This window comes from Paenibacillus sp. J22FR83, assembly GCF_059691955.1.
The window spans coordinates 89,198-104,094 of record NZ_JCAUAM010000024.1 but is presented as its reverse complement, the minus strand read 5'-3'; the positions used below and the strand labels follow the sequence as shown (position 1 = coordinate 104,094).

The window sequence follows — 14,897 nt, the reverse complement described above, 5'->3', positions numbered from 1 at the left end:
GTGGAAATTACCGTAATATCCAAGGTGAAGAACGTCGGAAAGCCGTGTGAGGGAAAACCTCACGCACGGTTTGATGAGGAGAGGCTGGTAAACCCAGCCTTTCACTCTACAATTCATGTGAAATTGAAGAATTGGTAGAATTATATGGAAATTAACTGGAGAAAATCCATCTATTGTTGCAATATTGGGAGAATCAGCAAAAATAGATACATAAAATCCATTTAATTTGTTTTTGACGGTTGAGAAAGGTTTGAGTGTCGCTAAAGGTAGAGATAGTAGTATAGGCAGAGGAAGAACGTCCAAAATCGCCGCCAAGCTGAAGCAATAGCTTGGCGGCGATTTTGGGTGCACAATTCCCTCTAACTAAACCACCAATACACCGGAATAAACAAAATCGACGTTATGATCCCTGCGGCGCCCATGGCGAAGCCGCTCATACTGCCTTCCTCCTCCGAATCTTTGAGGAGGCGAGCAGTGCCAATCCCATGCGCGGCGGTGCCAACGGCGATGCCGATGGAGAGCGAATCGCGCCATCCGAGCCAAGTCAGCAGCTTGCGGCCGATCATGCTGCCGAATAGCCCGGTGAGGACTGTTAGCACAGCCGTTAGCTCCGGCAAGCCGCCGAGATGGCGTGAGATTTCGAGCGCGATGGGTGAGCTAACGGATTTCGGCAGCATGCTGAGCAGAATCTCACGGCTTCCGCCGAGCAATCCAACCAGAGCGGCAGCGGTGACAATGCCGGCTAAGGATCCGAGCGTAACCGCAAGCAGGATGCTGGTGAGGTGTTTTTTTATCAATCCCGCGTGCTTATACAGCGGAACACCTAAGGCTACAGTTGCTGGCCCAAGCAACAAGGTAATCAGATCCGCGCCTACCTTGTAGGCGGCGTAAGGGATGTGGAAGCTAAGCAGGACCAAGATGATGAAGCCGGAACAAACAAAAAGCGGATGCAACCATCGCCACCGCTGATGAATGAACTGAGCAGCCGTATAGGCTGCGACACTGAGCGTGATGCCGAACATCGGGTTCATTAGCCAAGAGGAGGTCGTCATTTCATACCACCTTCAGCAGTTTTTGGCCCAGTAGCACCAGAATGGGTGCGATGTCCTTGATCTTTGCGGTTCGTCATTTTGGATGTGATAAAGCCTGTTACAAGTAAGACCGCGATCGAACTTCCCATGACGCCTACTCCGATAGAAAGCCAGTTTCGCCCAATCAGGGGGAAGAAGGCCATGGTGCCCACGACAAATGGCAGAAAAAACAGCATCATATGGCCCGTGAACCAGTTCGCGGTCGTTTCGACCCATTCGAGCTTAATAAGCTTTGCAAACAGAGCGATGGTAAAAAGGATAAGTCCAATCACATTGCCTGGTAGTGGGATATGAAAGCTCGTTTGAAGCCAAATGCCAATGAAGTTAAATGCAAGCAATATTGCGAGTCCTAGCATAAGGTCCTCCTGTCTGATGTCGTGTTATTGCACTACCGCGCTGGAATCCGTATCCTCACGAGAGTCCCTTCGCCAAGCTGACTCTCCACTTCGATCCCATACGAATCGCCGAAGTAAAAAACGATACGATCATGCACATTTTTGATGCCAATATGTGTTTCGTCCAGTGTGTCCGAAGGTTGAGCGAGCCGATTTCGCAACTGGCCAAGTTTCATTTCATCCATGCCAACTCCATTATCCTTGATCTGGATCAGCAAGTCATCCCCCGAAACCATGGAATATACTTCCAGAAGCCCTGCATGACTGCTCCTTTCCAGTCCGTGGACGAAGGCATTTTCGATTAGCGGCTGCAATGAAAAATGCAGAACTTGCAACGTCTCACTATCTACCGCGAGTTCTTCGCGATACTGAATTTTATCCCCGAAGCGCAGTTGTTGGATTTTCACATACAGGCGAATGTGGATTAATTCTTCCTGTAGGGTAACGGTTTCTTTTCCCGTCTGAATATGAATGCGGAACAACCGGCCGAGAATACCGACCATTTCACCGACATCACGCTGTCCGCTGATAATTGCTTTCATTTGAATTGTTTCCAGCACATTGGCGAGAAAATGCGGATTGATCTGACTTTTCAAAGCGCCATACTGGGCAACCTTCTGCTGGGCTTTGGCCATGGAGGAACGTTCAATATAGTTCTGCAAGTCTTCTAACATTTTACGAATACCTTGATATAGCACGCCGAACTCATCCTGCCGGTCCGAGCTAAGATCCACATCGAAATTGCCTAAACCAACCATTTTTACCTTGCGGCTCAGTAGAATGATCGGTTTCGTCACGCGCGCGGATAGAATGAACATGAATAGAACGGCAGTTCCTAAGGATAAGAAGGCTAGGGCTAATATAATTTTGATCAAAATCTCCGCCTGCTTCGTCATTTCTTTCTCATCGATGGATTGAATGACCTTCCAGCCCGAGTAGGGCGAGGTCACGAAGTTAATGAACGAATTGGCACCGGCAAAGTACGCGTAAAAGCTCCCATTCTCAGCATTCAGAACGTTCTGAAGCTTCTGATTCTCGAGTGTAATCGGTCCATTGGCATTCGCAGACGTATTTTCAGAATTATAAATACTAGCACCTTGGCTATCTATAATCGTGAAGTTGCGTTTACTCGTCTCCGACAATTTCAATATTTCCCGTAAAGAATCCAACCGAATATCAATCAGCATAACCCCGAGTGGCTGCTTACTTCCGACTTTGTTAATGACCCGCGCGATGGAAATAACGGGATCCTTGGCATTTACACGATGAAAGGGGAGGTGTGTTCCGAATAAAACGATGCCACCTTTACTTTGCTGTGTCTGCAAGTACCATTCCTCATGCGTGAAATCTTCCACATCATAATCCGAACGATTGAAATTCGCCGAGTAGAAAACACGAGAACCTGCGTAAATTTGCACGCTATCGACATTCTTGATTGTCATTTCGATCGAACTGACGAAGTGCTCAATCGTGTTCCCGTATTGAATCCGCTGATCGTTATTGTTCTCATCGCCATCTGCAACCCAATGCTCCAAGGCATTCTGCAGTTGCCCGTCCATTTGCGCGTTGAGCGTTCCTTTCTCGATACTTTGCAAATATTGGTCGATATTGAAGGACAGATTCGTAAGAATAAGGTTCGAGGAGCTTTGGTACTCATTTTTGACGGCTTGGATGGAGAAAAAATAAATAATGACCGAGATAATCAATAAGGGTACGGTAATAATCAGAATCATGAGCATGAAGATTTGATGGTTAACATGCTTCATCCGATACTGCTGCGAGAGCCGCCGCCATGCGTTCAAAGGTTCACCATCCCCATTTCTTCCGATAGTCCGTTGGTGTCATATTTGTAAGGCTTCGGAAAGTTTTGACAAAATGTTTGTAGCTTTTATACCCGCACATCGCGCACACATCAGTGACCAGATATTCTGGCTTCTTCAAGCATTCTTGCGCATATTGGATACGAATTTCGGTTACAAACCGCATATAGTTCTTATCTAATTTTCTTTTGAAAATACGACTTAAATACGAAGGATTATAGAAGAATCGATCGGCTACCATCTGCAGCGTAATATCTTGATCGATATGCTCTTTAATATAAGCTTCAATGAGCTCGAAAATAAGCACATCCTGGTGATTCGTTGAAGAGAACTCATCTCGGTACACTTCGCTGACTTGTACCATCCAAGCAGCCAGCCAGTTGAACAGGGCATCGAGCGTTGGAAAGTCATCGACACACGTTAGCTTTAGCAGTTTTTCACTGTAAACGCCTTCAACAGGAATGCCATTGCGATGGGCGAAGCGAATGGTAATCGAGATGATGTCTTGTATATAGGCGAATCCACGATCCAGCGAAGTGTGGGGCATATGCGTACGCAGATCCGTGGCTAATCGCTGCATGAGCTCCTCAATATCCCGTTTATTACCGCTCTCAAGTCCTGCGATCATTCGGTTCTTATCGGCGTCTTCCAGAAGTAGTCGGGAATCCTTAGCACGCGAGTGGATCTCGTTCGATTCACTTGGCATGAAGAACTGTCGATGGGCATAATAGTAGCGTTGATACAGCGCTTGATCCGTTTGATGAAGCAACTGTGGCAATTGCGAACTATCCGATGTTGGTTTACCAATTGCCATGTATAAGCTGGTATCGCCCATTGAAAATGAGTCGGGATCGACCTCGTGTGTACTTGGTTGATCACTTAATAGCGCAATTGCATAGCATTTGGTCTTATCTATATAGAAGACTATTGGTGTGGGAATACTGGAACGATACACTGTTTCAATGGCCGTCCGAATAATGCCTTCGGCTTGTTGTCGGAACTCTCTTTTATCATAAAATGAGGCCGGATCTTGAGGAAACCATGTCACGACCATGGGTTGATACTGAGTCGTCAAATGCCCAAGGTCATTGAAATGTTGACGAACGCCTTCCTCCCAAGCTGCGTATTCATTTTCCAGTAGAAACTTGACCAATTGGTTGCTTTTATAGGTTCTGTTTTCGTTAGCTTGTTGTTCCAAATCCATACGTTGCGCTCGTTCATGATGCCTTTGCTTTAGTGTAGCCATACAGCTTTGAAGAGTCGCGAAACTCTCCTCATATTCAAGCGGCTTAAGTAGAAAGGCTTGTACACCGCCAAGACGAATCGCCTTCTGCGCATATTCAAAATCGTTAAACCCCGTCAAAATAATAAAAAGGGTATCCGGGCGTGTCGCTCGAATGTGTTCAATCATCTGAAGACCGTCCATCTCGGGCATCCGAATATCTGTAATAATCAAATCAGGTTGCTCTTGAAGCGCCGTGAGCCAACCTTCCTTGCCATTGACAGCTTCAACAATCGTGGTGACACCAAGTTCTGTCCAGTTAAAATAGTGCTGCAAGCCAGCTCTGATGAGTGGTTCATCCTCGACAATTAGTAGTTTATACATGAAGTTCCCCCAGCTTGTTAGGACTTGAAACCGTGCGGTCACTCCAGTATAACACTAAAATTATCGGAAATGAGGCTCTCATTTGCTGGAAAACGAACAGGTCAGAATACGACTATGAATGTAAAGATACGGGGATTCTCCAACATTTTAATTTCACGTATGCTTAGTGCACGGAATGAAACGAACCATGTTTATTCCACAAACATTAACGGGGGTGCTCACATGAGGGCTATGAAAAAAGGACTTATGACACTGGTAGGCGTTGCTCTTGTCGGGTCGCAGTTAGTTGCATGTACGAATTCATCTACGAATACACCAGCGAACACAGCCACGAGTACGACTGAAAGTAAAGCGGTTACACCAAGTCCAGTGGCTGCGAAGCCAGTTGAGATTACATGGTGGAACTTCCCGAATTTTCAACCGCTGGATGGAGAAGTTGGGAAATACGAGAAGGGGATCATTGCCGCTTTTAACAAGAAACATCCAGAGATTAAAGTCAATTTAGAGATGATTACCTTTGAAGGTGGTCCGCAAAAATTGAACGTTGCCATCGCTTCGAATTCGGCGCCAGATGTGATCTACGATGCGCCTGGCCGCATCATTGACTGGGGGAAGAAGAAGTTACTCGCTCCGCTGAATGACATCGTTACCGAAGAAGTGAAGAAAGATATTACGCCAGCCCTGTGGAAGCAATCCATGGTTGGGGATCAGATTTACATGTATCCGATAAATACAGCACCGTTCATGATGGCCGTTAATAAGACCGTATTTGAGAAAATCGGTGCGCTGGATTTGCTGCCGCTAAGCCGTCCTGACCGGACGTGGACCATGGCTGAATATGAGAAAGCGTTGCAAGCCGTGAAGGAGAAAGCGCCTGAAATCATCCCAACGGGCTTCTTCGCCAAAAGTACAGCAGGAGATCAAGGGACTCGCGCCTATATTGCCAATCTAGGAGTTTCAAGATTCTTGAGTGAAGATAACTCCAAAGTAGCGATTAATACGGACAACGCTGCCAAAGCATTGGATTGGGTTGCTAAAGCAACGAAGGATAAGATCAGTGTGTCCGGTTCTGCTTCCCTTGCTGCAGCGGATGTCAACGATTTATTCTTGCAAGGTAAATTAGCTTTCACGCTTAATTATTCAGCAGTTCTTAAAGCGCAGAACGTTCCGCTCAAAAAGGTGCAATTCGAAGATGTCTTGCTGCCATTCCCAACATTAGATGGGTCTAAGCCTAAGCTTGAGCCGTATTTGGGCGGTATGGCCGTGTTTAATAACGGAAATGCGGACAAGATTACAGCAGCCAAGAAGTTAGTCGATTTCATTGCGAACGATCCTGAATATGCGAAGAAAAACTTAATTCAAACAGGCGGTTTGTCTGCCCGTACGTCGATTACAGGTCTTTATAGTGATGCTGAGTATAAATATGCAGAGACAGCTCGTCAATTCATCACCGATGCACCAACAATTGCCGATGGTTACGCTGAAATTCGTACGTTCTGGTTCCCTGAGTTGCAACGTGTGTTAACAGGCGGAGCAACAGGCAAGGAAGCGTTGGATAGCTTTGCGGCTAAGGCGAACGAGGCCATTGCCAAAGCGAAGAAAGAGCAAGCAGCTTCCAAATAAGTCATGAGGCATGTCCACTGGGAGTAGAGTGCGATTGTACTCTACTCTTTGCATCTCAATAAAGAAAGGGAGGGAAGAAACATGGAGGTTACGGTTCGTAAAACCAAAAGTTATATTCGTCGAGACTGGCTTATGAGCTATATTTTTCTATTGCCTGCACTTGGATTCTTTCTGCTATTTGTTGCTTATCCCATGGTGAAAGGGATTTACATTAGCTTCTTCGATTATTCCTTGCGTACATTTAACTTTATAGGATTCGCTAATTACGTCGATTTGATTCATAACGAAACGTTTCTAAAATCGATGCGAAATACGCTCCTGCTTGTCGTGATAACGGTTCCTATTGTCATTATTTTCTCCTTATTCGTAGCGGTTTCCATTTATAAGAAAAAGGAATTTGCACGATCATTCTATCGAGGCGTATTCTATCTGCCAGCCGTTTCTTCTGTCGTTAGTATTACGGTTGTATGGGGATGGATCTACCATCCGAATTATGGCATTCTCAACTATTTAGGGGGATTAATTGGACTTGAACCGATGTCATGGCTTGGTGATCAGCGAACAGCTCTGTTGGCGATTATCGCCGTTTTAATTACGACATCTGTCGGTCAACCGATCATTCTTTACGTAGCTTCCTTAGGCAATATCCCGACTTCTTATATTGAAGCAGCTGAGATCGATCGGGCTAATCCGTGGCAAATCTTTTTGAAAATTATTTGGCCTATGCTCATGCCGACCAATCTCTATATTATCGTCATCACGACGATCAATACGTTTCAATGTTTCGCCTTAATTCAGTTGCTAACTTCTGGCGGACCTGTTTATAGCACTTCGACCGTCATGTATGGCGTGTACGAGCAGGCTTTTGTGCTTGGTCATTTCGGCAGCGCCTCGGCGATGGGCGTATTCCTTGCGATTATTATCGGGGTTATCTCGTTGATTCAATTTAAATTCTTTGGCAGCGATGTTGAGTATTAGGAGGGGACATCATGAGAATAAACGCTGGGCAAAGGGTATTTAACGGATTTTCTACGTTATTATTAATTCTTTCTACATTGTTTTTCATATTTCCGTTTTATTGGATTGTGACGGGGGCTTTTAAATTCCAAACGGTGGCTACGCAAATTCCGCCAGAATGGTTCCCGCTCAAACCGACTTTACAGAATTGGGTAGATTTATTCAAAAATCCCGTATGGCGCTGGACGTTAAACAGTTTCATCATTGCGGTAGTTGAGATGTTCGCTGTCTGTCTGGTTTCGGCTTCTGCCGGTTATGTCCTGGCGAAGAAGTTGTTCCCAGGCCGGAAAATTATTTTTACCATGTTCATCGCTGCGATGGCATTACCGAAACAAGTCATTCTTGTTCCGCTCTTTACGATGTTGGCCGACTTCGGGTGGGTCAATACGTATCATGGACTTATTTTACCAGCAATCGGTTGGCCGTTCGGTGTATTCTTAATGAAACAATTCGCTCAAACAGTACCGGGGGAGCTAATTGAAGCGGCGAAGATCGATGGCTGCTCCGAAATCCGACTATTCTCTACGATTATCTTGCCATTACTTAAACCAGCATTAGGCGCGTTAGCGATCTTTACTTTCATTGCCTCTTGGAACGATTATTTCAGTCAGCTCATTATGACGAGGTCCACCTCGATGATGACACTGCCGCTAGGGGTAGCCACGATGCAAGGCGAATTTACAACCAACTATGGAATCATGATGGCCGGAGCCGCACTTGCGTCTGTCCCTATGATTACGATCTTTCTCGTGTTCCAAAAAGCCTTTACACAAGGGATTACGATGGGTGCGGTCAAAGGTTAAGGTTACATGTGCAGTACATGGCTTAACAATTCAATCAAATCATCACTTGGAGGAAATAGGATATGAAACCTTATCATTTAGAACAATTTCGCGGTATTATTATCGCTTTATATGCGAGTTATGATGAGCAGGGAGAAATGAATACAGTCGCTGTTCGTCGATTGGCTCGTTATTATGCCTCGACTGGCGTCAAAGGCCTTTATGTTGGGGGCAGCTCAGGAGAGGGCATGCTGCAAACGGTTGAAGAGCGTAAGACGATTCTTGCTGCTGTGATGGAGGAAGTCGGGAATGAACTGACGATCATAGCTCATGTAGGAGCAGCCGCTACAAGAGATAGCGTTGAGCTTGCCAAGCATGCAGAAGAAGTTGGTGCGCACGCGGTTTCAGCAGTTCCTGCGATCTATTACCGCTTATCACCCCATAGTGTAGAGGGACATTGGCAAGCGATCATTGACAGTACTTCGCTGCCGTTCATTATTTACCATATCCCGCAAACGACGGGCTTTCAATTATCGAAGAGTTTGTTAGTGAAAATGGCTGCGCAAGAGAAGGTAATTGGCGTGAAGATTTCCGCAGAAAGCACCTTTGAACTTCAACAGTTCAAGGCGGCAGGAGGCAGCGACTTCCTCGTATTCAACGGTCCTGATGAGCAGTATTTAGCTGGGCGCAGTATTGGCGCGGATGGTGGCATTGGCGGAACCTATGGGGTGATGCCGGAGCTATTCCTCAAGATCGAACAATGCTATGTAACGGGACAAATGCGCGAAGCGCAGGAGTGGCAGTTCAAGGTTAACGAACTCATTGTCGAATTACTTTCCTTTCCGTCCTTATATGGGGCTTGCAAAGCGATTCTAAAGCTGCGTGGTTACGATATTGGAGAGCCGAGAATGCCATTATTACCATGTACAGCAGGAGATCAAGGGCGGATCGAAGAATTGAATACGCGGATCATGACGCTGGTTCAGTTGGCTAAGGCATAAGTAAGGAGGAATGGTAACGATGGAACCTAGAGAGATATTTCAAGCAGGCGGCTTGATCGTTTCCTGTCAGGCGCTAGAGCATGAACCTCTTCATGGTGGAGATGCGATGGCGAAAATGGCCAGAGCAGCTGTTCAATCGGGAGCGATTGGCATTCGAACGAACGGTGTTCTCGATATTTTGATGATAAAAAAAGAAGTAGATGTGCCTGTGATTGGACTTATCAAAAGAGATATAGCTGGCTCTGATGTATTTATAACACCAACTTTGGATGAAGTAAAAGCGATTGTGATGGCAGGCGCTGATGTTGTTGCGCTTGATGTTACGAATCGCGAAGGACGATTGGAAGCGGTGAAGCCGCTCATTGCATGGGCTCACGAAATGGGAGCCGCTGTGATGGCGGATATTTCAACCTTGGAAGAAGGACTTGCAGCAGAAGCGCTCGGTGTGGATTTCATCGGAACGACGCTAGCTGGCTACACACCCTATAGTACGCAGCAAGAAGGACCTGATTATGAATTGCTTGAACAGTTATGCGGAAAAGTTCGTGTACCTGTTCTCGCCGAAGGGCGGATCTGGACGCCGGAGGAAGCGGTGAAAGCGATGGCTTGCGGCGCTTCCTATGTCGTGGTGGGGAGTGCGATCACGAGACCGCAGCTCATTACCGAGCGTTATGTGAAGGCATTATCCACTTTGCGTGTGTAGGGGGAGGACAGATGGTAGCCTATACGTTTAACCCCTCAGCGGATTATGTGATTGGCGTTGATGTAGGAGGTACGAAGATCAATGCTGGTCTCGTAAATGGGCAAGGTGAAGTCTTGCGCATGGTCAGTTTAGCGACAATGGCGGGCGAAGCGAAGACGGTGGATCGAATTCTGCAAGCGATTCAGGAAGTGATTGCAGAGGCTGGGAGCATGGAGCCATGTTTATGTTTGAAAGGCATTGGCGTCGGAAGTGCAGGGCAAATCGATTGGGCGAGCGGCTCGATTCGCTCGGCGTCTGACATTATCCCCGGTTATGCGGGAACGAGGCTTAAGGACATCCTCGAGGAGCACTTTCAGCTGCCTGTTATCGTGGATAACGATGTGAATGTGCTCGCGGTGACGGAGAAACATTTGGGGGCTGGACAAGGTGTGGCGCATTTTCTATGCCTTGCGCTAGGAACAGGTGTTGGCGGCGCACTCGTTGTAGATGGCCGACTGGTCCACGGAGCATGGGGCGGTGGCGGTGAGCTTGGCCACATCTCAGTTGACTTCAACGGTCCCCCATGTGTATGTGGCGGGATTGGATGTTTGGAGCAATATGCGTCAGGGACTTCGATTGCTAGACGGATGCGCGAGAAACTTGCGCGCAGGGGAGAAGGCGAAGATGGTGTTGACTCCCGTGAGGTTTTTGCGCGATGGCATAGGGGAGATTTGTTAGCGAATGAACTTATGCAGGAAACCATGTCAGCGCTAGGATCGGCCATAGCTTCTTTCATCCATATGTTTAATCCCTCGTTAATCGTCATCGGCGGCGGGGTAGCCGAAGCGGGTGATCGGTTGTTTGGTGAGCTACGCAGAGAAGTAGCACGAAGAACAATGCCTGCCATGCTGGATGGTGTTCGAATCGAGCCAGCCTATCGTGGCAATTGGAGCGGTATGATTGGTGCAGCACTGCAATTGTGGGAATGATCGTGGAGGGCCTCGCTACTGAAGCGAGGCTCTTTGTTTGTTTAGACCTTGGTACAACTCAACAATTTCAGCTTCTTAGTAACTCAGCAACTCACCCATTCCAACAATCTAGCAACTCCAAAACCACAAATAGCACCACTACTGTTACTCGTCACGCCAACACTCATCTACTTTCGACCAATTTGGACGTGGCTCGCAAGTTTAACTGGAAAACCTCCATCTATTTTCGCCCAAAAAACCTAGAATTGCTGATTAGATGGAAAATATACAGGTATATTTCCCTCTATCCCTTGTTTGGGCTAAATCCGGGCAAATTAGCTGTAGAAAATCCATTTAGTTGAGCGGATTCGATGAAACGGAGGGAATTAACTGTAGTTTTTACAGTTAAACTTGGCTAAGGCGCAGACAATGTGGGGAGGAACAGCTTAGTTAGCCCGCGCCCATCATTTCCCACGCCAGTTGCCTTGCCGGTAATCGGATGGCGTTGTGCCTGTTGTACTTTTGAACACACGAGCAAAGTGAAACGAATTCTTGAAGCCGCAGCGCATGGCGATCTCACCAATGGCTAAGCCGGTTTGCGTCAGCAACTCGTTGGCTCGTAGAATGCGATAGTTCCACACGAATTTGATTGGTGTGATGCCTTCGTGTTTACGGAACAAGCGAACCAAATGCTCGGGAGACAAGCCAACTTCATCGGCTATGCCTTCGAGCGAGAGATGATCATGAAATTGCTGCTCGATATATTGCTTTGCGTGTAGAACCGAAGGGTGCGTATGCTGCATGTGATTGCTGGTCGATTCTGCAATAAATAACTGAATAGCCGCTAGTCCCAGACTGCGAAGGGTATCTGATGCCGTCTCGTAACGCAATTTTAAGGAGATGAGGATATCTGTTAAGCGATTCATTTCTTCACTTATAGGTTGTGTGTGTGGCAATTGTGCTAATTGGTCGCGTTGATGCTCCGAAAGCTGGTCAACATGAACGGCTATCCAGCGATGCCAAGTTTCTTGTTCTTTCGCGAACAAGAAATGTTCTTGATGTCCAGGTTTCAGAAGAATCACTTGCCCGGGCTGTATCGTATGGGGAATCTCATCTATATACACGGTCATAGAGCCAGTGTGCAGCAAGACTAATTGGAGATCAGCTTGTATGCGTGGACCAAATCGACTGCCAGGCGGGTAGACAACCGTTCCGCCAACAGCTGCATGTACCTTAGGTAGGTGTATGTTGAATTCGGAGGTCATAAGCATGTTCCTTTTCAATAATATAATGAAACAGAGTGCAGTTAATCATTTGACATGAATATCAATTACAGATATATTATCGTCAATCACAGCCATGTTCGAAATGCGAGTTCATCTGTATGCTAAGTATATAGCTAGAGCTTACATTTTGAAAGGGGAATGGGATATGCAAAGTGTAATTAAGGAACGATTAGCACCTTTAGGGGAAGAAGAGTTGGCGTTTTTTCATAAACATGGGTATTATTTGTTGAAAAAGGGGTGCAGTTCAGATCTTGTGGATGCCTTTAATGGACACATTCACAGTATTCGCTCCGCAGATGAGATAGCCGAATGGGCTCTCCCCAAAAAAGGCACTCAAGAAGTCTCGGATAAGGATCGATTCTCGGTGCGATTATTTAATCCACATAAGCATGATGGCTTCTCACGACAACTCATGAAGCTGCCTATCGTGCGAGGTGCGCTTGGTCAGATGATGGGAGACGAGGCCGTTTGTGTGCAAAGCATGTACTTCTATAAGGAGCCAGGCTCACCAGGGCAAGCGCCGCACCAGGACTATTACTACATTAAAGATGATCCGAAATCAATGATCGCAGCTTGGATCGCTTTGGAAGAAAGGGTGGATGAAGAAAACGGCTGTTTATGGGTTATTCCTGGCACGCACAACTTAGGATTGCTTCCACATGGTAAGGTGAAGAATTTAGAAGAACATGAAAGCTGGACAGAAGAAACCGAAGGGGTAGATCTTACCAAAGAGATCCCAGTTATTATGGAAAAAGGGGACATTTTATTTTTCCATGAGCTTCTCATCCACTCTTCCTATAAGAATCGCAGTCTGGATCGTTGGCGCCGCTCGTACGTGTGCCATTATATCCGCAATGATTCCAGTGTGCTGTTTCGAGAAGATTTACGCGTCAAGTATCCTCTATACTAAATAGCAAAACCGCAGCTTCTACAAGAGGAAAGCCCTCCTTTAGATGCTGCGGTTTTTTGTCTAGTTCTTCGTTCTGTAATTCGCGATAAACAGCAAACCGAAAGAGATCAAGATGATGGCTGCTGCCCAGTACCAAGCTAGCGTTTGATTCCCGGATTCCACGGCAATATATATCGCAGTTGGTAAGGTTTGGGTCTTGTGCGGGATGTTGCCTGCGATCATGAGCGTCGCACCGAATTCGCCAAGCCCTCTGGCGAAGCCGAGGATATAAGCGGCTATGAGTGAGCGCCATGCCAAAGGCAAGGTAATATGCCACAGCACCTGCCATTCGCTTGCTCCAATAGATCTTGCGGCATCCTCAAGGTCTTTGCTGACAAGTAGGAAGCCGGTTTTCATCGTTTGGTACACGAGGGGGAAGGCCACTACAATTGAAGCAATCACGGCAGCTCCCCACGTGAAAATGATGGATTGATGGAATGCATAGTCCATCAAGTGCCCGATCCAGCTTCTTTTACCAAGGAGAATTAGCAATATGAAGCCGACGACGGTAGGAGGTAATACCAAGGGCAGCATAAAGGTAGTCTCTACGACGATCTTCCCTTGAAAACTTCGACGTGACATTGCCCAAGCAGCTAATCCGCCGAAGATAAGGACAAACACACTGGATACAATAGCAACTTTTAATGATAAGAGAATAGGATCAAGGAATTCAGTCCAGTTGATTTGAGCCATCTTTATTTAGGTATTGAGAATCCGAATTTAACGAATACATCTTGTGCTTCTTTACTTTGCAGGTAGGTGTAAAAGTCGGACGTTTCTTTGCTGTGCTTGGTAGCTTTTACGATCCCTGCAGGGTATTCGATTGGTGTATATGTTTTTGGATCCACACGGAAGGCAACTTTTACACTTTTGGAAGTCAGCGCATCGGTTTTATACACGAAACCAGCTTCGGCGTTTCCGGACTCTACGTAGGTAAGTACTTGGCGAACGTCTTTACCTTGTACTATTTTCGCTTGGAGGGAATCCCATAACTTCACATTCGTCAATGCCTCTTTGGCATAACCACCGGCCGGAACAGTTGCAGGCTCACCAAGAGCTAGATGTTTGATGCTATCGCTGGAGAGATCTTCAACTTTCGTTACTGCAACTTTACCATCTGCTGGAATGATGGCAACTAACTCGTTAATAAGCAGGTTTTTTTGCTGTGTTGTATCGATCAATTGTTTGTCGACTAAGGTTTTCATATTTTTGGTAGCCGCTGAGAAGAATAAGTCCGCAGGAGCACCTTGTTCGATTTGCTGTTGTAATGCGCCGGAAGCGCCGAAGTTAAAATTGAGTTTGATTTGTTTGTTTTTAGTTTCGTAGTTCGTTTGAATTTCTTTCAAAGCATCCGTTAAACTAGCTGCAGCGGAAATTGTTAACTCAACTTTTTCCGTAGGTACAGGCGTAGCGGCTGGTGTTGCTGTTGATTGTGCAGCTTGCGTTGGTGCTGTGCTTACTGCGGGTTGTGCTTTTTCGCTAGAGCACCCCGTAATGATCATGGTTGCAATTGCGAAACTCAACAAAACCATACTAAACTTCTTTACATATGACATAAAACACCCTCCGATTATCGTTTTTCTATCTATTTAGATATAAATGATACTATCTAATACTTTCTTATTATATATAACCCTAATTAAATCGTCTATATCAGGATTGAAATACACCTTATAT

At 46.2% G+C, this 14,897-nt stretch carries 14 protein-coding genes; 7 read left to right on the top strand and 7 right to left on the bottom strand.

The window, feature by feature from the left end:
• Nucleotides 1–359: 359 nt before the first annotated feature.
• Genes AC58PV_RS31200 through AC58PV_RS31185 form a run of 4 tightly spaced genes read right to left on the bottom strand, consistent with a single transcriptional unit; the run spans nt 360 to nt 4,912 of the window.
• A complete protein-coding gene (locus AC58PV_RS31200) occupies nt 360–1,052 on the bottom strand; it encodes an LrgB family protein (protein ID WP_497436806.1) in 693 nt (230 codons plus the stop codon).
• Nucleotides 1,049–1,447: a CidA/LrgA family protein gene (locus tag AC58PV_RS31195; protein ID WP_497436805.1), complete on the bottom strand. Its 399-nt coding sequence runs from the start codon at nt 1,445–1,447 to the stop codon at nt 1,049–1,051. The genes AC58PV_RS31200 and AC58PV_RS31195 overlap by 4 nt, the downstream gene beginning before the upstream one ends.
• Nucleotides 1,448–1,479: 32 nt before the next feature.
• Nucleotides 1,480–3,288 carry a cache domain-containing sensor histidine kinase gene (locus tag AC58PV_RS31190; protein WP_497436804.1) on the bottom strand — a complete coding sequence of 603 codons (1,809 nt, stop codon included), beginning with the start codon at nt 3,286–3,288 and terminating at the stop codon, nt 1,480–1,482.
• Between the two features lie 4 nt (nt 3,289–3,292).
• Nucleotides 3,293–4,912, bottom strand: coding sequence for a response regulator (locus tag AC58PV_RS31185; protein ID WP_497436803.1), 1,620 nt, complete (start codon nt 4,910–4,912; stop codon nt 3,293–3,295).
• Nucleotides 4,913–5,134: 222 nt separating this feature from the next.
• Between AC58PV_RS31185 and AC58PV_RS31180 the strand changes: the two genes are divergently transcribed.
• From AC58PV_RS31180 to AC58PV_RS31155, 6 genes are all read left to right on the top strand, one after another.
• A complete protein-coding gene (locus tag AC58PV_RS31180) occupies nt 5,135–6,535 on the top strand; it encodes an ABC transporter substrate-binding protein (RefSeq protein ID WP_497436802.1) in 1,401 nt (466 codons plus the stop codon).
• 81 nt (nt 6,536–6,616) lie between these two features.
• Nucleotides 6,617–7,513 (top strand): carbohydrate ABC transporter permease, encoded by an 897-nt coding sequence (locus tag AC58PV_RS31175; protein ID WP_497436800.1) that lies wholly within the window; start codon nt 6,617–6,619, stop codon nt 7,511–7,513.
• Nucleotides 7,514–7,524: 11 nt separating this feature from the next.
• Nucleotides 7,525–8,355: a carbohydrate ABC transporter permease gene (locus AC58PV_RS31170; RefSeq protein WP_497436799.1), complete on the top strand. Its 831-nt coding sequence runs from the start codon at nt 7,525–7,527 to the stop codon at nt 8,353–8,355.
• Nucleotides 8,356–8,417: 62 nt separating this feature from the next.
• Nucleotides 8,418–9,335 carry a dihydrodipicolinate synthase family protein gene (locus tag AC58PV_RS31165; protein ID WP_497436798.1) on the top strand — a complete coding sequence of 306 codons (918 nt, stop codon included), beginning with the start codon at nt 8,418–8,420 and terminating at the stop codon, nt 9,333–9,335.
• Nucleotides 9,336–9,354: 19 nt separating this feature from the next.
• Nucleotides 9,355–10,038: an N-acetylmannosamine-6-phosphate 2-epimerase gene (locus tag AC58PV_RS31160; RefSeq protein WP_497436796.1), complete on the top strand. Its 684-nt coding sequence runs from the start codon at nt 9,355–9,357 to the stop codon at nt 10,036–10,038.
• Nucleotides 10,039–10,049: 11 nt separating this feature from the next.
• A complete protein-coding gene (locus tag AC58PV_RS31155) occupies nt 10,050–11,006 on the top strand; it encodes an ROK family protein (RefSeq protein ID WP_497436795.1) in 957 nt (318 codons plus the stop codon).
• Between the two features lie 443 nt (nt 11,007–11,449).
• Here the strand turns inward: AC58PV_RS31155 and AC58PV_RS31150 are convergent, their stop codons facing one another.
• Entirely contained in the window at nt 11,450–12,250 is an 801-nt protein-coding gene (locus tag AC58PV_RS31150; RefSeq protein WP_497436793.1) for a helix-turn-helix domain-containing protein, read from the bottom strand.
• A 166-nt stretch (nt 12,251–12,416) separates the two neighbouring features.
• On the opposite strand from AC58PV_RS31150, the gene AC58PV_RS31145 reads away from it, so the two are divergent.
• Entirely contained in the window at nt 12,417–13,181 is a 765-nt protein-coding gene (locus AC58PV_RS31145; RefSeq protein ID WP_497436792.1) for a phytanoyl-CoA dioxygenase family protein, read from the top strand.
• A 60-nt stretch (nt 13,182–13,241) separates the two neighbouring features.
• Here the strand turns inward: AC58PV_RS31145 and modB are convergent, their stop codons facing one another.
• Both modB and modA read right to left on the bottom strand, forming a co-directional pair.
• Complete coding sequence (modB, locus tag AC58PV_RS31140; protein ID WP_497436791.1) at nt 13,242–13,913, bottom strand: molybdate ABC transporter permease subunit; 672 nt, start codon at nt 13,911–13,913, stop codon at nt 13,242–13,244.
• A gap of 2 nt (nt 13,914–13,915) precedes the next feature.
• On the bottom strand, nt 13,916–14,776 hold the full coding sequence (gene modA, locus AC58PV_RS31135; protein ID WP_497436790.1) for a molybdate ABC transporter substrate-binding protein: 861 nt from the start codon (nt 14,774–14,776) through the stop codon (nt 13,916–13,918).
• Nucleotides 14,777–14,897 lie beyond the last annotated feature (121 nt).